The sequence below is a fragment of the Spirulina major PCC 6313 genome, from assembly GCF_001890765.1.
Classification (GTDB): Bacteria; Cyanobacteriota; Cyanobacteriia; order Cyanobacteriales; family Spirulinaceae; genus Spirulina; species Spirulina major.
Map to the genome: position 1 here is coordinate 602,552 of NZ_KV878783.1, position 21,701 is coordinate 624,252.

Annotated in this window: 21 protein-coding genes; 13 read left to right on the top strand and 8 right to left on the bottom strand. The window is 54.9% G+C overall.

Going from position 1 to position 21,701, the window contains the following annotated elements; genetic code table 11:
• The first annotated feature begins 124 nt into the window (after positions 1–124).
• Positions 125–301, top strand: coding sequence for a 50S ribosomal protein L32 (rpmF, locus tag SPI6313_RS02730; RefSeq protein WP_072619608.1), 177 nt, complete (start codon positions 125–127; stop codon positions 299–301).
• Positions 302–933: 632 nt separating this feature from the next.
• Here rpmF and SPI6313_RS02735 read toward each other — a convergent pair.
• Positions 934–2,214 carry a dihydrolipoamide acetyltransferase family protein gene (locus SPI6313_RS02735; protein WP_072619609.1) on the bottom strand — a complete coding sequence of 427 codons (1,281 nt, stop codon included), beginning with the start codon at positions 2,212–2,214 and terminating at the stop codon, positions 934–936.
• A gap of 509 nt (positions 2,215–2,723) precedes the next feature.
• On the opposite strand from SPI6313_RS02735, the gene SPI6313_RS02740 reads away from it, so the two are divergent.
• The 7 genes from SPI6313_RS02740 to SPI6313_RS02770 all read left to right on the top strand — a co-directional run bounded on the left by SPI6313_RS02740 (position 2,724) and on the right by SPI6313_RS02770 (position 9,750).
• Positions 2,724–3,956, top strand: a complete 1,233-nt coding sequence (locus tag SPI6313_RS02740; RefSeq protein ID WP_084668863.1) for a WecB/TagA/CpsF family glycosyltransferase — start codon at positions 2,724–2,726, stop codon at positions 3,954–3,956.
• A 194-nt stretch (positions 3,957–4,150) separates the two neighbouring features.
• Positions 4,151–6,214, top strand: coding sequence for a glycoside hydrolase family 55 protein (locus SPI6313_RS02745; protein ID WP_072619610.1), 2,064 nt, complete (start codon positions 4,151–4,153; stop codon positions 6,212–6,214).
• A 306-nt stretch (positions 6,215–6,520) separates the two neighbouring features.
• Complete coding sequence (locus tag SPI6313_RS02750) at positions 6,521–7,201, top strand: hypothetical protein (protein ID WP_139276468.1); 681 nt, start codon at positions 6,521–6,523, stop codon at positions 7,199–7,201.
• Between the two features lie 291 nt (positions 7,202–7,492).
• Positions 7,493–8,821 carry a CHAT domain-containing protein gene (locus SPI6313_RS02755; protein WP_072619612.1) on the top strand — a complete coding sequence of 443 codons (1,329 nt, stop codon included), beginning with the start codon at positions 7,493–7,495 and terminating at the stop codon, positions 8,819–8,821.
• Positions 8,822–8,882: 61 nt separating this feature from the next.
• On the top strand, positions 8,883–9,095 hold the full coding sequence (locus SPI6313_RS02760; protein WP_072619613.1) for a DUF2839 domain-containing protein: 213 nt from the start codon (positions 8,883–8,885) through the stop codon (positions 9,093–9,095).
• Positions 9,096–9,479, top strand: coding sequence for a DUF952 domain-containing protein (locus tag SPI6313_RS02765; RefSeq protein ID WP_217650482.1), 384 nt, complete (start codon positions 9,096–9,098; stop codon positions 9,477–9,479).
• A gap of 46 nt (positions 9,480–9,525) precedes the next feature.
• A complete protein-coding gene (locus SPI6313_RS02770; RefSeq protein WP_072619614.1) occupies positions 9,526–9,750 on the top strand; it encodes a hypothetical protein in 225 nt (74 codons plus the stop codon).
• Between the two features lie 110 nt (positions 9,751–9,860).
• Here the strand turns inward: SPI6313_RS02770 and SPI6313_RS02775 are convergent, their stop codons facing one another.
• From SPI6313_RS02775 to SPI6313_RS02785, 3 genes are all read right to left on the bottom strand, one after another.
• Positions 9,861–10,238, bottom strand: coding sequence for a hypothetical protein (locus SPI6313_RS02775; protein ID WP_072619615.1), 378 nt, complete (start codon positions 10,236–10,238; stop codon positions 9,861–9,863).
• Between the two features lie 155 nt (positions 10,239–10,393).
• Complete coding sequence (locus tag SPI6313_RS02780; RefSeq protein ID WP_072619616.1) at positions 10,394–11,596, bottom strand: glycosyltransferase; 1,203 nt, start codon at positions 11,594–11,596, stop codon at positions 10,394–10,396.
• A complete protein-coding gene (locus SPI6313_RS02785) occupies positions 11,596–12,513 on the bottom strand; it encodes an alpha/beta fold hydrolase (protein WP_072619617.1) in 918 nt (305 codons plus the stop codon). Before SPI6313_RS02785 ends, SPI6313_RS02780 begins: the two co-directional genes overlap by 1 nt.
• Positions 12,514–12,566: 53 nt before the next feature.
• On the opposite strand from SPI6313_RS02785, the gene SPI6313_RS02790 reads away from it, so the two are divergent.
• Positions 12,567–12,800: a hypothetical protein gene (locus SPI6313_RS02790; RefSeq protein ID WP_072619618.1), complete on the top strand. Its 234-nt coding sequence runs from the start codon at positions 12,567–12,569 to the stop codon at positions 12,798–12,800.
• A gap of 423 nt (positions 12,801–13,223) precedes the next feature.
• Here SPI6313_RS02790 and prfC read toward each other — a convergent pair whose 3' ends face one another.
• Both prfC and petL read right to left on the bottom strand, forming a co-directional pair.
• On the bottom strand, positions 13,224–14,846 hold the full coding sequence (prfC, locus tag SPI6313_RS02795) for a peptide chain release factor 3 (protein ID WP_072619619.1): 1,623 nt from the start codon (positions 14,844–14,846) through the stop codon (positions 13,224–13,226).
• A gap of 495 nt (positions 14,847–15,341) precedes the next feature.
• A complete protein-coding gene (petL, locus tag SPI6313_RS25510; protein WP_439637893.1) occupies positions 15,342–15,434 on the bottom strand; it encodes a cytochrome b6-f complex subunit PetL in 93 nt (30 codons plus the stop codon).
• 75 nt (positions 15,435–15,509) lie between these two features.
• Here petL and aroB point away from each other — a divergent pair, with 75 nt between their 5' ends.
• From aroB to SPI6313_RS02810, 3 genes are all read left to right on the top strand, one after another.
• The gene (gene aroB, locus SPI6313_RS02800; protein ID WP_072619620.1) at positions 15,510–16,616 is read left to right on the top strand and encodes a 3-dehydroquinate synthase; all 1,107 of its coding nucleotides are present in this window, start codon (positions 15,510–15,512) and stop codon (positions 16,614–16,616) included.
• 65 nt (positions 16,617–16,681) lie between these two features.
• Complete coding sequence (gene pdhA, locus SPI6313_RS02805; RefSeq protein WP_072619621.1) at positions 16,682–17,740, top strand: pyruvate dehydrogenase (acetyl-transferring) E1 component subunit alpha; 1,059 nt, start codon at positions 16,682–16,684, stop codon at positions 17,738–17,740.
• Between the two features lie 264 nt (positions 17,741–18,004).
• Complete coding sequence (locus SPI6313_RS02810) at positions 18,005–18,322, top strand: c-type cytochrome (protein ID WP_245788559.1); 318 nt, start codon at positions 18,005–18,007, stop codon at positions 18,320–18,322.
• Between the two features lie 140 nt (positions 18,323–18,462).
• Here SPI6313_RS02810 and SPI6313_RS02815 read toward each other — a convergent pair whose 3' ends face one another.
• The gene (locus tag SPI6313_RS02815) at positions 18,463–19,188 is read right to left on the bottom strand and encodes a Uma2 family endonuclease (RefSeq protein WP_072619623.1); all 726 of its coding nucleotides are present in this window, start codon (positions 19,186–19,188) and stop codon (positions 18,463–18,465) included.
• Positions 19,189–19,760: 572 nt separating this feature from the next.
• On the opposite strand from SPI6313_RS02815, the gene SPI6313_RS02820 reads away from it, so the two are divergent.
• Positions 19,761–20,450 carry a TerC family protein gene (locus SPI6313_RS02820; RefSeq protein ID WP_072619624.1) on the top strand — a complete coding sequence of 230 codons (690 nt, stop codon included), beginning with the start codon at positions 19,761–19,763 and terminating at the stop codon, positions 20,448–20,450.
• Here the strand turns inward: SPI6313_RS02820 and SPI6313_RS02825 are convergent.
• Complete coding sequence (locus SPI6313_RS02825; RefSeq protein ID WP_072622973.1) at positions 20,441–21,649, bottom strand: molybdopterin molybdotransferase MoeA; 1,209 nt, start codon at positions 21,647–21,649, stop codon at positions 20,441–20,443. The two genes, SPI6313_RS02820 and SPI6313_RS02825, sit on opposite strands and share 10 nt — an antisense overlap.
• Positions 21,650–21,701 lie beyond the last annotated feature (52 nt).

A 21,701-nucleotide genomic window follows, 5' to 3' on the forward strand; every position in this document is an offset into this window, starting at 1 on the left:
AGGATGCGATCGCATCATCTAAACCATTGCTCGACTTTCGCCGCTTCCCTGTATAATGGGAGGTTGCGAAAAGTCTGACCAATCATGGCAGATAACCGACCCCGAATAGTAGAAACACAGGATCATGGCAGTCCCCAAGAAGAAAACCTCCAATGCAAAACGCGATCAACGTCGCGCCAACTGGAAACGGAAAGCAGCCTTCGCGGCTCAAAAAGCGTTGTCCCAAGGTAAATCCGTCCTCACCGGACGATCTCAAAGTTTTGTATATCCCACGGATGACGAAGACGACGACGACGAATAAAACCTGGGTTGATACCCACTCCTATCCAGCCCTCTCCCAACGGAGAGGGCTTTTTGGGTTGGTGAATGTCCCCCAGACAAGTCATCGAAACCCCTCTCCCGACGTTGGGTTACTGCTGATCCATAATGCGCAAACGTTGACCTAGACTGCATTTGATCCCCCTGATCAGGGCAGCGAGTGAGACGCTCGTACTGCTGCGACACAGCTAAAATTATGATTGACCGTAGGGTGGCTTAGGCGGCTAAAACACAGGCTATTAATGAAATCTGACAATCCGCCGCAACCCACAAATCAAGCTGTGTCGTCACAGAGAATTACAATCCTCGACAAATACACAATCCGGTCAGGCACAACCCAAGAGTTGTGGAGATGAGTTTGCCGAACCCCGATCCGCCAAGAACTGAAGTTCTTGGCTCATAGCGAAAGTGGGCTAAAGCCCACTCCAGAACCCGTTTTAACGGGTTTTCGCTCTGAGGCGGGGATTTCAATCCCCGACTGGGGGGGAACTGCTGCTTATGTCGTGCGAGCTTCTAGCTCGCTGCCCTCATGGGAGGGATCAAATGCGGGCGAGGTCAACAGTCCTAACTTCTGCTAGACCTAGGCAAAGACAGACCCTAGGCCAACCATCGGCCCTACAGCGTCAGGGATTGGGGATTGGTTTCGATCAATTTCGCCAAATCCTTGAGGAACGAAGCCGCATCTGCACCATAGATCACCCGGTGATCGCAGGTGAGGTTGACTTGCATTTGCCGCTTCACCCCAAATTGACCATCATCACCGGCCACCAATTGCGGTTTAGACGCACCCACTGCCATAATCGCCCCTTGACCCGGCGGCAAAATCGCATCAAAGCGATCCACCCCAAACATCCCCAAATTCGAGATGGTGAATGTGCCGCTGTTGTACTCATCGGGCTGCAATTGTTTGGAGCGCGATCGCGCCACGAGGTCTTTCCAGGTGCGAGACAAACTGTAGAGATCCAATTGATCGGCATTTTTCAATACCGGCGTAATCAGGCCACCATCGGGCATCGCCACCGCAATGGAAACATTGATCCCGCTGGAGTAGTGGATACCGTTTTCCACATAGCTAGCGTTAACAATGGGGTGCTTGGCGAGGGTGACGGCTACGGCCTTGGCGAGGAGGGCGGTCATCGTTACGCCCTTGGGCTTCACCTGCTTGTAGAGGGCATCGAGGGCATCAGTGGTGATTGTGTAGCCAACGCGGAAGTCCGGAACCTGTAAGCTTGCCATCATGTTGGTGACGACGGCTTTTTGGAGGGTGTTCATCGGCTTCACTTCCCCAGGGGTGACGGGGGAAACGGTGGGAGCGGGAGCAGCGGCGGCGGGGGCTGGGGTTGCGATCGCTGCCGGAGCGGGCGATGCTGTGGCGGGTTGGCCCGCAGCCTGTTCAAGATCAGCGGCCACAATCCGACCGTAGGGGCCCGACCCGTTGACCGTCGCAAGGTCGATTTTGAATTGCTTGGCGAGTTTTTTCGCACGGGGAGAGGCAACGATTCTACCCGTTTTAGCCGGGGCGGGGGTAGCCGGGGCAGGGGCAGCCGAAGCGGGAGCAGCCGGGGCGGGGGCAGGAGCGGCGGGGGCGGCGGCGGCGGCGGCGGCTGAACCGCTGGTTTGAGAGGCGGCTTGTTGTTTAGCCTGTTCGATCTCGGCTTCAGTTTCAGCGAGGAGCGCGATCGCACTTCCCACCGGAGCTTCTTCCCCCGCAGGGGTAATAATCACAGCCAGATAACCAGCATGGAACGATTCCACGTCCATATCAGCTTTGTCGGATTCAACAACAACGACGGTTTCGCCTTTTTCAACTGCGTCACCAGGCTGTTTGGTCCACGAGACAATTTTTCCCTCAGTCATGGTGGAACTGAGTGCGGGCATAAAAATATCACGGATCATGGAGCGTTTCTTCTTTGCGACAAGGTGGACAACGGTGCGTTAAGCCTTAGCATTTTACCGCGTTTAGCTTAATCGGCGGGAAGCCCAACAGTCGGCTCACGGTGAAGGTCAGGATGAACGCCAAAGCGATGGCGTGAAAGGGAGTTGCCCGCCCGCCCAAAAATCCCAGGGAATAGAGTGGTGGCTCAGTCCATGGGTCTCACGGCTGAGCAAATCGCCTAGGGTTAGTCTCAATCACTACGCAAGACTACGGATTAACTATGTGACCATTTCAATGATGTATTTCTCAAAAGTCCCGTAATCATACTGCATTACCTTCTTGCCAGCCCTATAAATTACGCTATGATTAGTCAGTATAACCCGCATGATGATTGATCACATTGCACCACCCGTCTCTATTTCAGGTGCGCCAGGGAACAACATCCTATGAGCCGATTAACACCGGCTAAGTGTTGAGCTATTCAGTCCATCATTTAACCCTTATCCATCATTACACCAGAGCTTTAATCATGGTCAGTATTCGCGAAGGCTCAGGCCCAGTTCAGAATTCAGATTTAGAGTTTTATATCCCCAACGTGGGGGTGATTGGTTCACCAGTGACGGCGATGAGTTTGGAGTCACAAATTAGCACGGTCATGCAGTGGGCTAAGGCAGGCTGGAGTAAAGGAGTCTTTGCGGCTAATGTCCACATGTTGATGGAAGCGCACTGGAATCCTGAATTTGCCAAAATCTTGCAGCAAGCGGATCTGGTGACTCCGGATGGGATGCCGCTGGTGTGGGTAATGAAGCAACTGGGTTTGAGCCAGCAAGACCGGGTGACGGGGAGTGATTTGTTTCAGTATTGCTGCGATCAGGCCCAACATGAAGATGTGAGTGTTTCCTTTGTGGGGTCTGATGCGGAAACCCTCGAAAAAATGCGCGATCGCCTCGAAAAAGAATATCCAAAACTGGCGATCGCCGGCATGGAACCCCTGCCCTTCCGCCCCCTCACCCCCGCAGAAGACCAAGAACTGATCGAACGCATTAACGCCAGCGGTGCGGGCCTCGTCTTTGTCGCCCTCGGTTGCCCCAAGCAAGAACGTTGGATCATTGAACATCGCGGCAAAATTAACGCCGTCATGCTTGGGGTTGGGGCCGTCTTTCCGTTCTACGCGGGGACGGTGCAACGCGCCCCCGAACGGATGCAGCAACTAGGCCTCGAATGGCTCCACCGCCTCCAACAAGAACCCAAACGCCTGTGGAAACGCTACGCCGGAACGATCCCGCCGTTTGTCCTGTTGGCTGCGAAACAAATCGCGCTCCAAGCCCAAGCCAAACTCCAAGACCCCAAACAACCCATCCATCAATACCGGCACGCTCAACCCATCGGCGAATTGCTGCAAAAAGCGGGTCTCTTAACCGCAGAACAGGTGCAGGAAATTCTGGCCGACAAAGAGCGATACCCCAATCTCCAATTTGGTCAAATCCTGGCCCAGCGGGGTTGGCTGAAGCCGGAAACCGTGGATTTTCTGATCGAACATTTACCGCAACTCCCCGTTGAAGACATCCGGCAACCCATCGGGATGTATCTCAAGTTAGCGGGCTTGTTAGATGATGAGCAAGTCCAAGAAATTCTCGAAGCGCAAAACCAAGAGGGCTTGCGTTTTGGTGAAATTGCCGCTCAAAAAGGATGGCTGAAGCAAGAAACGGTCGATTGGATCGTGAATTCGATGAATATTTCCACTCCCCTGCCCACTGAATAGAGCCGGAGTCGTGGCCCCATTGTTTGGGGCTGTGGGTTCTGTGATATCAACCATAGACTGATCAACGATCAACATCCGACAGTCTATTGATCACTGGAGTGAGTTTGAGCAACGGGAACGACAGCACCGTCTCGGTTCACCGTCCAAGCAGCTAGATTTGAGTCAGAAAGGTTATGCGATGTTCCGTGCGTCTTATGTTGATTGTTCAGGCGATGCTGTTGCCTGTCGCGGTGGGGGCGATCGCAGCAACACTGTTCCCTCAACCGGTTGCCAGCCAAACCTATCAATCCCTTCAGGCTTTTTTTACGGAACGCCATGAGCGTTTCCCGGCATTGCCAGAAGCGGCGGGCGGGGTGATTAATGTGCGGGACTATGGAGCCGTGGGGGATGGCGTGACGGATGATACGGCGGCGTTTCAGCGGGCATTATCCCGCGATGAGATTGCCAATGGCAGTAAAATCATCTACATCCCCGATGGGACGTATCTGCTCAGGGACACGGTGCAATGGCCCAGGGGCGAGCATGACGGTTTGGCCTATAAACGCACGACGGTTTTAGGGGAAAGTCGGCAGGGTACGATTTTGAAGCTGGCGGATGGGGCGGCGGGATTTGGCGATCGCACCTCGCCCAAACCCCTTTTGGATACCGGGGAAAACCGCGCCAATGGGTTCCGCAATCGGGTGGAAAATCTCACCCTCGATACCGGGCGCAATAATCCGGGTGCGATCGCCCTGAAATTCAATTCCAACAATGGCGGCGGCGTGTTTGATGTTCAGATGCGATCGGGTGATCGCCAAGGAGTCAGCGGCCTCGACCTCACCGCCCCCGAAGTGGGCCCCCTCCTCGTGAAAAATCTAGAGGTGATCGGCTTTGCCCACGGGATTCATGTGGGCGGCGGTCAAACCAACTCCGTCCACATGGAAAATATTCACCTCCGCGATCAAACCCAAGCCGGGATTCGCCAAGTAATGCAGGTGTTGACCCTGCGGAATCTCGTTAGCGAAAACCCCGTGCCCGCCGTTGAAATGCTCGCCCACGGTGCGACCCTCTCCCTCCTCGGCGCTCGTCTCACGAACACCGGCCCCGCTGACCTGAGTGCCATCACGACCCGCTATCGTCCCGACGGCAACAGCACCCCCGGTGAAAATGCCACTATGGCCACATTGCTGATCGATGTGGAACAGCAGGGCTATGGCAACACTGCCACACTGTACGACTGTAACACCGGAGCATTAACGCCGCTGACGGGGAATATCCCCTACTGGTCTTGCGCTGACCCCCTCGGTACGGCAGCCAAAACCCCGCCGTTTCAACTGCCGGTACGTGATACGCCTCGCTTACCCGATGATCTGGGCAAGGTTGCGATCGCCCAAGGCAACAGGAGCGCAGACATTCAAGCCGCCATCGATACGCCGGGTGTGGATACGGTGTTTCTGCCCAATCGCACCTATGAGATCACAGAACCCGTGCAGATTCGTGGTACGGTGCGCCGGATTACGGGCATGGGCGCACGGATTAGCAACGATTCCGTGGAGCCGAGTTTTCGACTGGAGGCGGGCGATGCGCCGATCGTAGTGATCGAACGGTTAGAAGAGGCCAGCGTGCTGCAAAATAGCGATCGCACCCTTGTTGTTCAAAAATCCTCCCTGCGCAGCTATGCCAACACCCCCCAAGGCAACGGCGACACCTTTTTAGAAGACATTGTGACCAATCAAGTCACGATGCAGCATCAAGCCCTATGGGCGCGGAGCTTGAATGTCGAAGGGCGACCGCCAGCCGGTGAGGCGAAAATCATCAACAAGGGCGGCCAGCTTTGGGTGCTGGGGTTAAAAACGGAAAATCCTGGCACGATTCTCAGTACCCACGCTCAGGGTAAAACGGATGTCATTGGCGGCCTGATCTACATCAACCAAGACATTCCCGATACCCAACCCCCTCAACCTCAATATGTGCAAAATGAATCCGATCTCGCTGTGGTCACTCGCACCTATGCACCCACCGCCATCGGCTATCCCGTCCTCATCCGTGAAACCACAGGGGGTCACACCACCGACATTGTCAATCCCAATCGCAATCGAAGCGATCGCTTCTTCTACGTAGAAACCACAGCCTCCACCCCAGCGACCGATCAACACCCTGATCTTGAGCAATTGGGCCGTCATTTCCAAAAACACATCACCACCCCTGAGCCGTCCTGGCTGCTTCCCACTGCTGTCCTGCTCTGGATTGGGACGAAGCTGCGCCGCTCCTCCCATTAGATCCTCAATCCCTTGGAACTCTAAGCGTCTCGGCAACCGGGGGAATGGTTTCGCCAACGGTAGGAGAATGAAGGCAAACTCAACCATGAATATTTTTTCCGGACGAAAATATATAAAGTTTTGATGAACGCGATCGCACTTTTAGGGAAATTTTGTAAAACTTCCGTAATTACCGAACTGATCCGTACATTTACGGAATTAAGTTGCTAAAGTGAAAAACATAGGGTTTTAACAGTACCGCTTCCCTACAAGTGGCGGTGCATGGGTGCATTAAACACTGTTATTTAATCGCAAATATGAGGTCGTATGAACGGATGTCTAGTCGCATGCGCGAGCATTCTGAGTTTGGGTATTGGCGGAATTGCGGATGTCAACGCCGCAATGTTGACCAATGGAGGATTTGAAACAGGAGATCTCAACGGTTGGACAATCCAAACCACAGCCAATGGCTCCCATGGCGTTAACCCCGGCAATATCCCCCTACCGAATGTTACGGAATTTGATGTGACCGGGAGTGGGTTTCCCTCCCTGGCGGCTCAGTTTCGCGTGGGACAGGTGAATTTCCAAGAAGCTCAATTTGGGGGCGGCAGTCTGACGCAGTCGGTTTACCTAGAGGCGGGCCAGTTTGAATTGACGGTGGACGCGGCCAGTCAGTCCGAACGCCGCAATGCTTCGGGGGGGCTGCTGGAATTAATGTTTGATGGAGAGGCGATCGCCCGCCATGACTTTTCGGCAATCTCCCCGGACTTAGTCAAATATGCCAGCCTCTCCGCTCGGTTTGATGTGTTCACCGAGGGTTGGTATGACGTGGGCTTCCAATTGACCCGCCCCTATCTCACCACCGCGACGACCCCCACACAATTTGTGGACAATGTGACCCTGACCGCACTGCATCAATCGGTGCCAGAGGCGCGGGGCGGCTGGGTGATGCTCTTGGGTGGACTGGGCATTGGTGCGGTGGTGCGTCGCCGGCGATCGTCGATGTGATAGGGCGTGCATGGGGTTGTTGGTATCTCTGCAATGGAGACGGATCGGGGCTGCGATCGCCTGAACGTCATCCCGCAATCCGTAAGGTATGGTGAAGTTTAGAATCCCCACACCCAGGGGATTGAGCCTCTAATCCGTTCATCAAGCCGCCAAGATTGCGATCTGAATCTCCTAAAATTCAATGGGATGAGGTAGAACGGGAATGTACCCACCCAGTCACAGAACAGGCAGAGAGAAATTTTGATAGTGATGATGATCAAGCGATCTTGGGCTTTAAGTTTGTGTTGCGCCATGTTGGTGTTTTTGGGGGTTGTGGCTTGGAGTCCAGCGCGAGGACAGGTGCAGGCTGACGCGAGGGTGGCTGACGCGAGGGTGGCTGACGCGAGGGTGGCTGACGCGAGGGTGGCTGACGCGATCGCCGCCATGGAACAGGAGTGGAGCGGGGAATACGCGGAGTATTGGGGGCTTGAACTGGGCGAGGTTGAGATTCAAGTTGAAGAAATTGCCGCCAAACTGACGGAACTAGAGCAAGTCACGGGACAAAAGGGGGCGGTATTGTGGTTAATGTCGAAACCCGATGCCTTGAATCTTGCCCTCACCACCCCCGACACGCTGGCCGTCAGTCGGGATATTCCTGCTGCCAATGCCAACGCATTGATGCAAACGATGCGGGAATTTCAGCGGGAAGTGTCGCAGCCCCGTAACCTGAACTCTGATCGCTATTTGGGTGCTGCGAGTCGGCTTTATGATTGGATGATTGCCCCTCTTGCTGAAATTTTGCGCCGAGATGGGATTGATTTGCTGTTGATTTGCGGGGGGAATGGGCTGCGATCGTTTCCCTTTGCGGCGTTGTACGACCAGGCAAATCAACAATTTCTCGTTGAACAATTCAGCCTCGCCCAGATTCCGGCGTTTAATCTCCTGAACACGGCTGCCCATCGGCTCGATCAGGCGACGGTGCTCGCGATGGGGGCTTCGGAATTTCAGGAACAAGCACCACTGCCGGGGGTGGAGACTGAACTGGCGAATATTCCGTCCCGTTGGCGCGATCGCGCCTTTCTCAATAGCGAATTCACCCAACGGCGGTTACGGCGGGAGCGTCGCGCCTGTAACTGTGACATTGTCCATCTCGCCACCCATGCCGATTTCAACGCCGGAACGCCGCAAGATTCCTACATTCAATTTTTCCGCGATCGCTTAGAACTCGACGACATTGAGCGATTTGCCTGGGATGACCCGCCCGTGGAATTGGTGGTGCTCAGTGCCTGCGAAACGGCGGCGGGCAACGCCGAAGCAGAGCTAGGGTTTGCTGGGTTAATCGTCAAATCCGGGGCGCGATCGGCCCTGGCGAGTTTGTGGTATATCAGTGATTTGGGAACCGTGGGGGTGATGGGTGAGTTTTATCACGCCCTCCAAACTGCACCCACCAAGGCGGTGGCCCTCCAACAGGCTCAACTGGCCATGTTGCGCGGTCAGGTGGCGATCGCTGACCGCCAACTCCAAACCCGCGCCGGTGCGATCGACCTCGACCCCGTCATCCTCACCCAAACCCAAAACGGCCAAACCTTCACCCACCCCTTCTATTGGGCCGCCTACACCCTGATCGGCAACGCCTGGTAATCCCACCACTGCCCAGGGGTTTGATATCATAGCTATGCTTCACCTACGACACAGGAAAACTATGGGCGAATCTAAACGACGCAAGGAATCCCTCGGCGAAAAATACGGCCAAGAAGAGCGAATCTTACCCTGGGTTCCGATCACCAAACGCCAATCGGAACAATTCATGGCAATCACCACCCGTGGAGCTTGGATCGGCATCGGGGCATTAGCCACAGGCTGGTTTACGGTGCGCTTCATCGGCCCGGCCTTTGGCTGGTGGGATGTGCAGTAGGTGACGCGACCCGTTGCGCCGATTTTCCACATCACCCCCCGGACGGCCTGGAACGCTGCCCAAGCTCTGGGCAACTATCGGCCGCCCTCCTTAGCCACCGAGGGCTTTATCCATGCCTCCACCCTAGAGCAGGTGATCGCGACGGCGAATCGTTTTTTTGCCGGTCAGACAGAATTGGTATTGTTGAGGATTGAGTGCGATCGCCTCCATGCCGAATTGGCATGGGAAGCCGTGCCGGATCATGGCACATTTCCCCACCTCTACGGCCCCCTCAACCTCGATGCCGTTACCGCCGTCTACCCCCTTACCGCCGATCCACACCACGGCTTCACCCTCCCCCCCGACCTCCAATCCCCCAAAACCACACCAGAACAAAGGGCTTAAGCCCCTTGCCCCACTGTCACACTGCATCCTTCATCCTTTTGCCCTCATGACTCTCAGCAAAGACGAAGCCCAGCAAATCCTCGAACGCCTCATTTTTGAAGCAACGGCCCCGGAAGACTGGGTGCAAGATGTGTGGGGCCTCAGTCCGCTGTTAGGCGATAGTGCGGCGAAGCTATACGAAGCCTACCGTACCTTGCTCGACTGTTGCCCCCCGGAAAAACTAGAAAATTTCGTCCAAAGTCTCCTTGCCGATCACCTCGATCAATCCTGAGCCACGATGCCCAAGCCTCAACGCTGGGCACAATCTCCGTCCCGCTTGGCGTGGGAACGGAGATTGTTGTTGCCAAAACGCGATTATATTTTGCTCGTTTAGGTTAACGCTTAATACTCTTCGACGAGTAGTTCATTGACCAATTCGCGGCCTCGGCCGTCAAACACTTGGAGGCGAATCAGGTCAGTTTGGGCGGGTTGCCAGGCCACTTGATAGCGCACATCGCCATTGTGCCAGGTGTAGATGCGACGGTTCCGTGTGCCGCCGACGGATGCACCGCTGAGGTAAATATTACTGCCGTTGCGCTTGCTTTCGCCGTAGTAGGCCAGGGTGTTGTTGGTGTAGTCGAGGGTAACGATCCAGTTTTCGTTTTGAAAGACTCCGGTGGGGAGGGTTTGGGCGATCGCAATCGGGGGGACAGTCGCCGCAACGATGAGGGGACTGGACAAACCTAAAACGGCCAGTAATGCGTAGTGATGAAGTTTCATGGTTATTGACGGGGAGTGACGAAAGACAAAACCAGTGGAACAAGCCGCTCTCGATATTGTGCAGAATCGAGGGGTGGATCAATCCAACCAATGCCCTGATGAAAGCGGGATGGATCTCAATCATAGGGGAGGAAATTAGGGAATGGCAAACGTGGTTAAAACCCTGGGGATTGCAGGGCGGTGTGATAGTGGGTGATCAGGTGTTGGGTGATGGTGGGCCAGTGGTAGTGCGATCGCGCCCATTGTTTCCCCTGTTCGCCTTGGTTGTGGCATTGCTCAGGATTGCTCAACAACTCCGCTAAACAGGCGGCTAAATCCTCCACTGTGCCGGGAATGACCCGACCCGCTCCGGCCTGGTCCACATCCGGCGCGATCTGCACTTCTGGGGTAATCACCACCGGCAGCCCGGCGGCCATGGCTTCGGCGACGGCGATCGCAAAATTCTCCGCAAAGGAGGGCAAGACGAAGAGATCCGACCCTTGCAAGACTAATTCTTTATCCCATCCCGTCACGAGGCCGGTGAAGGTGACGCGATCGCTCAATCCTAACCGTTGAACTTGGGCGGTGAGTTCGGCGGCATAATCGGGGCTGTGGAATTCCCCCGCGAGGAGGACATGGTAGGGGGTGCGATCGCCCAACCGCGCCACGGCATTGAGGAGGAGATCCGGGCGTTTTTTGTAGTGAATTCGGGAGAGAAAAAGAATAATCGGGCGATCGTCGGGAATGGCGTAGGTTTGGCGCAATTTCGCCGCCGCATCGGGAATCTCTGCCCCTGGCGTTACCCCCAAAGGAAGAATCGCCGTTTTGGCGGTGATCCCAAAGTTGCGCACATCTGCCGCTTCTCCGGGGGTGGTGCAATGGACGAGAGCGGCATGGTTGAGCGATCGCCGTTCGATCAGCGCACTGTACACCTGCTTTTTTTTGCGACTTTGAGCCAAGGCCCAGGGGGCAAGCTGGCCCATGGTGCGCATCGTGTAGGGTACGTGACGAAGGTGGGCGATCGTGGCGGCAGCCGTTGACCCGTAGGCGAAAAGGTAATGGGTATCGAGGACATCGTAGCGGGGTAAATTTTCCCAGAGCCAGCGCGTCCAGGGAATGGAAAAGAGGAAGCTGCGATCGCCCCCCAAAGACAACCGCTGCAACGGCACATTAAAACGCGGAAAAAACCACACCGGAACCCCCTCATACTCCACCCGCTCCCCCAAGGGAACCGGCAGCACAGCGGGCCCGTGGTCATTTGTCGTGCAGATTTCCACCTCCACCCCTTGGGCCCGCAACTCCCGCCCAAAATTCAACGCTACTGCCGTCGGCCCCCCACGCAGGGGCGACAACGAGGGGATTACATGGAGCACCCGCATCACACCGAGGTCGAGGCTTGGGGCTGATGCTGGGCAATAAACCGCACCATGGCCGCTGCCACCGTCTCCGGTTGTTCCAAATGGGGCACATGACCCGCCTCCGGAATCCACACCAATTCACTGTTAGGAATCAACCGTTCAAACACAGGCGCGTTTTTCGTCCCCAAAATCGCATCCTGTGCCCCCCAAGCGATCAGCGTCGGCTGCTGCAAGTGAGGCAATTGGCGTTTAAACGACCCATAACCGCCCTGCTTCGTAAAGTTCACCAACGCCTGATTCCAACCCGACACCGCCACATGGAGCGCCGCGCACAGGTTCGCGTCCTCGGTGACAAATTTCGCGTCATTATAATAGGCTTTGCGGCTGATTTTTTCGCGCACCTTGGGGCTGCTGAGAAAATTCGTCGCCCAGCGATCGAGGGGGGGAATCATCAATTTTCCGGCGATCGGCCGAGGCGCAAGACCCGCACTATCGAGCAACACCACCTGTTGCACAATCTCCGGATAACTGAGGGCAAAATCCAACGCCGCCGCCCCGCCCATGGATGCCCCCACGAGGATCATCGGAGTCCGGATAAAGTGTTGCCAAAAGGCATGGATGTGGGTTTTAATCGCCTCGGTTCCAGCGGGAAGATCCAAGCGCCGTTCAGTAAAGCCAAAATTGAGCAAATCCATCGCCCAGACCTGATGCTGCTCACTGAGGAAGGGGAGAAGGCGGCGATATTCGAGCAGGGAACTGTCGAAGCCGTGGAGGAGGAGGATCGGGGGTTGGCCGGTGCCTTGGGTGACGTAGGTGGAGGCGATCGCCCGCTCCGAAAGAGGCGTTAAGATGGGTTCAACCTGAATCTGTCGGGCCATGGCGATCGACGTGGATTCGGTCAACTGGGCAGCATCCGCAGGAAGAGTATAGGCAGGCATGACAGACGACAGACGACAAAATAACCCTTCATAGTGTAGAGCATTCACGCCCCATGCCCCCCCGCCGCCCCTCTGCAAAACCCCTCGTTTTCCTCGTGTCTGTTGGTTTTGGCGTTCTCTGTTTCGCCACGGTATCCCGCTACGGCCCCGAAGCCAATTGGGCGCGGGAATGGCTGGCATTAATCCCGTTGCAAGTTCTCGCCTTGGGCTATGTGGGCTATCGCTATGGGTTCAAACGCCGTGCTATTAGCCCCCCCTTAGATTCTGATCGCCCTCCCCAATCCTAAAAAAAATCCCGCCTAAACTGACAATAAGGACGGGAAATCATTGGTTGACACTCCCCGCGCTCATGGAGGTTAACTATTTAATCTGGTAATTAAAAAAGGCTCTAAACCTCTAGCGAGCAAGATGCTCGTCTGAGTACAGGACAAAAGTTGAAATGTACGGCGGCATCTTGATTTTGATGGGGTGGGAGCATCCTGCTCCCTATTTTGTCTGATCCCAGCGGGCAAGATGCCCGCACTACAACAGACTATGGATTTTTAGGGAGCGTGTTGAGTGTTGCTATTGTTCCACCCAACTACGAAATCATCAGGGTTTCAGCCAAAGCCTGATTTTTTGTCCTGTACTCAGGATGCTCGTATTTTTTAACTACAGATCAACAGTTCAGACAAAGTTTCAAGCAAATGGTGATCCGACAGATTTTAGGACTAAGTGCTTGGTTGCAATCCCGACCCCACCGGAGCGGTGGTGTTGAGTTTTAACTCTGGGTGATCCGCCACAATTTGTTGCATATTCCACTCATTTTTAAACAGCAACACCGGCCGCCCCCACAGATCTTTCACCACCATCGTATTAAACAGCCGCCCCGCCTTTTCTAAGGCTTCCCAGCCTCCCGTTACCCACCGCGCCACACTGTAGCCCAAGGGTTCGAGGCGTGTTTCAACGTTGTATTCATTGGTCAGCCGGAACTGGACGACTTCAAATTGCAGTTGCCCCACAGCGGCCAGGATCGGGTCGCGTTTGAATTCGTCGGCGGCGTGCATGATTTGGATCGCGCCTTCTTCTTGGAGTTCGCTGATCCCTTTGTGGAATTGTTTAAATTTGGAGGGGTTGGGGTTTTTGAGGTAGGCGAAGAGTTCTGGGGAGAAACAGGGGATGCCTTCGTATTCCAGTTTTTTCCCTTGATAAATGGTGTCGCCGATCGCAAACACTCCCGGATTATTCAAGCCAATCACATCCCCCGGATAGGCCACATCGAGGGATTCGCGGCCTTGGGCGAAGAGTTTTTGCGGTCGCGACAAGCGCACGGTTTTGCCGGTGCGGGCATGGCTGACGGTCATGTCTTTTTCAAATTTGCCGGTACAGACGCGAATGAAGGCGACGCGATCGCGGTGCTTCGGGTCCATGTTGGCTTGCAGTTTGAAGACAAAGCCGGTGAAGTCGGGATAGGTGGGATCAATTTCCCCTTGGGACGAATGCCGTCCTTCGGGTTTCATGGCGTAGTCGAGGAAGGATTCGAGGAACAGTTGCACGCCGAAATTGGTCATCGCACTGCCGAAAAATACCGGGGTCATCTTGCCCGCGTGGATCTGTTCGAGGTCAAAATCCGGGGCGATTTCGTCGAGAATTTCGAGGGTTTCTTGCAGGCCGTCGTAAAGATCGGGGTCAAGCAGATCCACCAGGCGGGGATCATCGAGGTTCATCGTGGTGTCCGTGGCGGCTTTGCTGCCGTGGGCCTGCCGTTCAAAGAGGTGGATTTTTTGTTGACGACGATCAAACACGCCTTTGAAGCGATCGCCGCTCCCAATCGGAAAATTCACCGCATAGGTTTGCAACCCCAATTCCTGCTCAATTTCATCGAGCAATTCCAACGGGTCACGACCGGGGCGATCCATCTTATTCACGAAGGTAAAAATGGGGAGCGATCGCAACTTGCACACTTCAAATAATTTACGGGTCTGAGGCTCCAACCCCTTCGCCGCATCAATCAACATCACCGCATTATCTGCCGCCGCCAAGGTGCGATAGGTATCTTCACTAAAATCTTGGTGGCCCGGCGTATCGAGCAAATTAATCTGATAATCGCTATAGCTGAACTGCAACACCGTTGAGGTGATCGAAATCCCCCGCTGCTGCTCCATTTCCATCCAGTCTGATGTCACTTTGCGCTGGGCCCGCCGTGCTTTTACTGACCCCGCCTCGTGAATCGCTCCCCCGTAGAGGAGGAGTTTTTCGGTGAGGGTGGTTTTCCCCGCGTCCGGGTGGGAAATGATTGCAAAGTTGCGCCGACAATCAACGGCTTGCTGGAGTTCGATATCGAGTTCAGGCATGGGGGGGAGGGAAAAGGATGGAGGCGATGGGGGTGAATATTAATCGGAATGGGACAGTCCGCCCTACGGCGATCGATCCCCCTAAATCCCCCTTAAAAAGGGGGACTTTGAGCAGCTCCCCCCTTAAAAAGGGGGACTTTGAGCGGCTCCCCCCTTAAAAAGGGGGACTTTGAGCGGCTCCCCCCTTAAAAAGGGGGACTTTGAGCGGCTCCCCCCTTAAAAAGGGGGACTTTGAGCGGCTCCCCTATTTTTAAGGGGGACTTTGAGCGGCTCCCCCCTTAAAAAGGGGAACTTTGAGCGGCTCCCCTTAAGGGGGACTTTGAGCGGCTCCCCTATTTTTAAGGGGGACTTTGAGCAGCTCCCCTATTTTTAAGGGGGACCTTGAGCGGCTCCCCCCTTTTTAAGGGGGGCTGGGGGGGATCGGCGGGTGAGTCCTTGAGATTGGTTGATGTATCCGTAGTAGCCGACAAGACTGCGGGGATTCCACCGCAGCAACTAGATCAAGCCGATACCGCGAAAGGCTTTGTATGAACCGATCGCAATCACCGTGAAGACTGCCAAAATACCGAAATAGACCACAACTGCCATGGGGGGTTCTCCTGCAAAATGAATTACACTAAAGGGCCTGTATTTTAAACCGTTTTACGTATTGTACCCGTTCCTATGGCCGCAGTTCTTCGTGTCGATCTTCCTGAAAATGCCTACGATATTGCGATCGCCCCCGGTTCCCTCCCGGAGATCGGCACGGCTCTCACCCCGTTAGGACTCGGTAAAAAAATCCTCCTCGTTTCCAATCGCATCGTCAATAAATACTACGGCGACACCGTGCGCGAGTCCCTCACTGCGGCTGGGTTCGAGGTGGTCACCCATTTAATTCCCGTGGGGGAACGCTACAAAACCCTCAACTCGATCCAAAAAATCTACGACAGCGCCCTAGAGCATCGCTTTGAACGTAATTCCACCTTCCTCGCCCTCGGTGGCGGTGTGATTGGGGATATGACGGGTTTTGCGGCGGCGACATGGTTGCGGGGTGTTAAGTTTGTGCAGGTTCCCACGACGCTGCTGGCGATGGTGGATGCGTCGGTGGGGGGCAAAACTGGGGTGAACCATCCACGGGGTAAAAACCTGATCGGTGCATTCTATCAACCCAAATTGGTCTATATCGATCCCGACGTTTTAGAAACCCTGCCCCCCCGCGAATTTCGAGCGGGGATGGCGGAGGTGATTAAGTACGGCGTGATTTGGGATGCGAATTTGTTTGCGCAACTGGAAGCGGCGGCACACCTCGATACGGTTCAGACGATCGATCCGGCCCTGCTAGAGACGATTTTGGTGCGATCGTGTCAAGCGAAGGCGGATGTGGTGCGCCAGGATGAGCGGGAAGGGGGACTGCGGGCGATTCTTAACTATGGTCATACCCTTGGCCACGCGGTGGAAAGTTTGACGGGGTATAAGGTGATCAACCACGGCGAAGGGGTGGCGATCGGGATGGTGGCGGCAGGTCAGTTGGGGGTGAAGTTGGATCTGTGGGATACGGCGGCGGCCCAGCGTCAGGATGCATTGATCGCGAAAACGGGACTCCCGACGACGATTCCGGATTTTTTAGCGATCGCAGACCTCGTCAACATTCTCCAAAACGACAAAAAAGTCCAAGACGGCAACGTCCGGTTCATTCTCCCCACCGCGATCGGAGCCGTCACGATCACCGACCAAGTTCCCGCCGCCACCCTGAAAACGGTGATCAAAGCCTGTCAATCTGCCATGCCCTAATCCTTTATAATTAAGCCTGCCTGGATGCTGGCTGCCCCTGTACGACATTCATTAAGGTTCGCATAATGACAGATAAGACAATCGCCCAATCCGTAGAATCTGAACGCATCGTTCCCCACATTGACACGAGTTCTCTGCCCCTCACCAAAGAAGAAGGGCTGATGCTTTATGAGGACATGGTGCTGGGTCGCCTGTTCGAGGACAAATGCGCCGAGATGTACTATCGGGGCAGAATGTTCGGCTTCGTCCACCTCTACAACGGACAGGAAGCCGTTTCTACGGGAGTGATTCGGGCGATGCGTCGGGATGAAGATTTTGTGTCGAGTACCTACCGCGACCACGTCCACGCCCTCAGCGCAGGCGTTCCAGCGCGGGAAGTGATGGCGGAACTGTTCGGCAAAGCCACCGGATGCAGCAAAGGCCGGGGCGGCTCGATGCATATGTTTTCCGCTGAACACCGCTTACTGGGCGGCTACGCCTTCGTCGCCGAAGGGATTCCCGTCGCCACTGGGGCCGCATTCCAATCCAAATATCGCCGCGAAATGATGAATGATCCCAACGCCGATCAGGTGACGGCCTGTTTCTTTGGGGATGGGGCGAGTAATAACGGCCAGTTTTTTGAATGTTTGAATATGGCGGCCCTATGGAAATTGCCGATTCTCTACGTGGTGGAAAATAACAAATGGGCGATCGGCATGGCCCACGATCGCGCCACCTCCCAACCGGAAATCTACAAAAAAGCCAGCGTCTTCAACATGACCGGCGTGGAAGTGGACGGCATGGATGTGCTCGCCGTGCGGAAGGTGGCGTTAGAAGCGGTGGAACGCGCCCGCGCTGGGGAAGGCCCCACCCTGATCGAAGCCCTCACCTATCGTTTCCGGGGTCACTCCCTCGCTGACCCGGACGAACTCCGCGCCGCCCAAGAGAAAGAATTTTGGTTCTCCCGTGACCCGATCAAACGTCTGGCGAAAGACCTAGAAGCGCGGGGCTTGGCAACGGCAGCGGAGTTAGAGGCGATCGATGCCAAGGTACAAGCTGAAATTGATGATGCGGTCGAATTCGCCGAAAGCAGCCCTGAACCCGACCCCGGCGAACTGCGTCGCTACATTTTCGCCGAAGACTAACTGACTGACTCGGCACAATTCACGATTGGGCAATCAAAGGGGCTGCGGCCCCTTTTGCGTCGGGCGATTCTTAGCCTTGGTCTTCACGAGTTCACGAAACTTAAGTTATGTTTATTAATTGAAACGGCAACCTTCAGACCGTGTATCCATTCACCCAGGGAATGGCTGATTTAAAGGTTGCCGCTTTTCGCCCCTACTGAATTCAATAGACTTGTGACCAACCCGTCCGCCCCTTCTTCTTTTGCGCAGCGATCGCTTATCATCGTGGTCACCCTTTTGAGTGTGATTCTCTTGGGAGTTGGGCTGTACTTATTTCAAGGGGGAGATCCCTATCTGCAAAGTGTGTTGCCCTTAAGCGGTGACCCGGAGCGCGGCCATGCCATCTTTGAAATTAATTGCGCAGGCTGCCACGGCGTCTACGCCACTGGTGATGTGGGGCCCAGTTTAGAAAACCTATCCCGCCACAAGTCCGATCGCATGATCATCCACCAAGTGATTAGCGGCGAAACGCCCCCCATGCCGAAATTTCAACCCAAACCCCAGGACATGGCCGATCTCCTCAGCTATCTCAAACGTTTGTAATCACCTAGTGGACTGTCTAGCCTCAGATGGCAAGTAACTTGAAGACTGAGCGAAGTCGAAGTCTGGTGCTCCGGGGTTCGACTTCGCTCACCCCTCTGGATAACAACTCACCTTTTTAAGCTAGACAAGACACTAGGGCGTTAGGGTGAAAGTTGATCGGGGTCAATGCCTAGCTCCTGCAACTTTTCCCGGAGGCGATCGCGTTCTGATTGGGCGCGATCGCGTTCTGATTGGGCTTGATCGCGTTCTGATTGGGCTTGATCGCGTTCTGATTGGGCGCGATCGCGCTCAGCAACAATTTCACTAAAATCTCGAAACCGCTCACCATTGGGATAAAAAATATCGAGTCCATCTTCAAACAATTCAAACCGAATCTTAAGGAGGGGTGATGTCCAAGGCAAATGGAGAGGGGTGATCAGGGTGCAATCCTCTGCTGCGGTTGAGCGGACAAATCCCCAAAAGTTATCAGACTTGGGATCATAGAAATACATCTCTAAAACGCCATGTTGAACATAAAACAGTTGCTTGGTGGCCATTTCCTCCCCAGTATTGCTCGGTGAGAGAATTTCAAAGACCACTTGGGGCGGGATGTTGTCTTCTTCCCACTGCTTGTAACTGCCGCGATCGCCCACTGGACGACCCAACACCACCATGGCATCAGGGGCTTGGCAGGGGACAGGGGGCTGTTTCACAGGCAGGGGATACCACAACAGATCCCCCGCAACAAACGCGGTCTCCGTCGCCAGAAGATACCTCAGATTTTCAACTAGCCGCACAATCCAGGCATACTGCACCGTATTTTCTGCCATCGGTTTACCATCGGAATCGGGATACAAGTCTTGGGACGAAAGGGGCGTTTGAACCATGGGATTCTGTCTACAGTGGTTGCTGTTTACTAGATTAAACGATGGCACTGGAGAATGTGGGTGATGCCTCAACGCCCTGAGAGGATGTCTGAAATGTGTCACTTTATTGATCTAAATTGATCTAATATGAAATCCTTTGAATCTAGCCCCCGTCAGATCAAACACAAATTTGCCAAAATCTAGTGTCTTGTCTAGCTTAAAAAGGTGAGTTGTTATCCAGAGGGGTGAGCGAAGTCGAACCCCGGAGCACCAGACTTCGACTTCGCTCAGTCTTCAAGTTACTTGCCATCTGAGGCTAGACAGTCCACTAGGCTAATCAAGGCTTGGGATTACATCGATTCATGAAAATACACTCATAGAACAAGCGGATTCCATCTAAATCTAATCTGTGTCTACCCAGTATCCCGTTCGCCATGATGCGGAAGTCGAAATCTTCCATCAACACCATCCCTGCACTGGTGCAGATTTGGTTCTTTCCCATCGTTCACAGGGGGTTTGCCACACCCTCGCAGCGGGGCGAAAAGCGTTAGGCTAAATGAGGAATTTTCTTACCATCTTTTGCTTAATTGTCCATGTTGAATGAATTAGCGCAGTCTCCTTTTGTCCAGTACCTTCATACCCCGTTTCTGCTGCTGATCCTCGTCATTTTAGAAGCTGTGCTCTCAGCAGATAATGCGGTGGCGCTGGCTTCCATTGCCCAAGGCTTGGAGAGTCCCCAGGTGCAGCGGCGGGCGCTCAATATTGGCTTGCTGGGGGCCTATGTGTTGCGGATGACACTGATTGTGACGGCGACCTGGGTGCAGCAGTTTTGGCAGTTTGAATTGATCGGGGCACTGTACTTGCTCTGGCTGGTGTGGCGTTACTATACAGCGGCAGACGCTGAAGGTAGCACCTCCCATGGTTTTACCTTTGCGTCCCTCTGGCAGGCGATCCCGGTGATTGCTTTGACGGATTTGGCGTTTTCTCTTGATAGTGTGACGACGGCGATCGCTGTTTCCGATCAAACCTGGCTGATTGTCACCGGGGGAACCTTGGGGGTGATTGCCCTGCGGTTTTTAACCGAGTTATTTTTACGGTGGTTGCGGGAATACCCCCGCCTGGAAGAAGCGGGCTATCTAACCGTGGCGATGGTGGGGACGCGGTTATTGATGCGGGTCATGGTGCCGGGCTTTAATCTGCCGGAGTGGTTAATGGTGATTGTGATCGCTGCTATTTTTACCTGGGGATTTTCCCGCAAATCGGACATCCGTTATCAAGATTGAACCACCATCACCCGCACCCTCTCCCCAGCGGCGATGCGTGTCACCCCCACCGGCACGATCGCTAACCCCGTGGTTTCCGCCAAATTCATCAAATTGCCCGAACTGTGACTGCCCCCCGCCAGGGCGAAGGTTCCGTGGCCCTGTTGCCAGGTGAATTTGCCCCATAGATAGGTTTCCCGCTGTCCCCCGGCCCTTAACTCATGCTCAGTGACCGCCGTGGCAAACAGGGGCGTGAATCGCCCCCGCTGCCCGGAACATTTCCGCAATGCTGGGGCAATGAATCGCCAACAACTCACCAATGCTGAAACGGGATTACCGGGAATGCCGAAATAGAGACAGCCGGGAAATGTTGCCACGGTGAGAGGTTTACCCGGCTTCACCGCCACGCTCTGAATGTGAATTTCGCCGCCTAATTCCGTCAGGAGTTGATCAATAAAGTCATAGTCCCCGACGGAAACGCCCCCCGTGGAGAGGATGATATCCGCTTGGGCGATCGCGCTTTGGATTGTCTCGCGGAGTTGCTGGGGGTCATCGGGCACAATCCCCAAGGGGAGGGGGATCGCGCCCTGTTGGGATACAAAGGCGGCGAGGGCATATTGATTGGAATCGACAATTTGACCGGGTTGCAGGATGCCATCGGGGGGGACGAGTTCATTGCCGGTGGAGAAAATGGCCACCTTGGGACGACGATAGACCGTGAGTTTTGCGGCTTGGGCCGTGGCCAAAACGGCGATTTCTGCCGGGCCGATGGGGGTTCCAGGGGCTAAGAGAACATTCCCCCGTTGGCAAAATTCCCCTTGGTGACGGACAAAGGCTTGGGGACGAGGGGCGGTGTGGAGGGTGACGCGATCGCCGTTCCTGGTAACTTCTTCTTGGATTGCGATCGTGTCGGCTCCCTCCGGTAGCATCGCCCCAGTAAAAATTCGCGCCGCTTGTCCTGGTGCGAGGCGTTGCTGTGGCTTCACTCCCGCCGGGATCTCTGCCACCACCGTCAGCGTCACCGGAGCTGTCACCACATCCGCCGCCCGCACCGCATAGCCATCCATCGCGGAATTGTCCCAATAGGGAAAATCCACCGCACTAGTGACGGCTTGGGCCAAGATGCGCCCGGTGGCGGTCATCAGGGAAATGGTCTCCATTTCTGCGATCGGCTGTACGAGGTCTAAAATCTGCGCTTCGGCCTGGTCAACGGCAATCATCACGTAAAAGCTCCTGGGATGGTTGGAAGCCCCGTCTCTTCAGAGCGGGGAG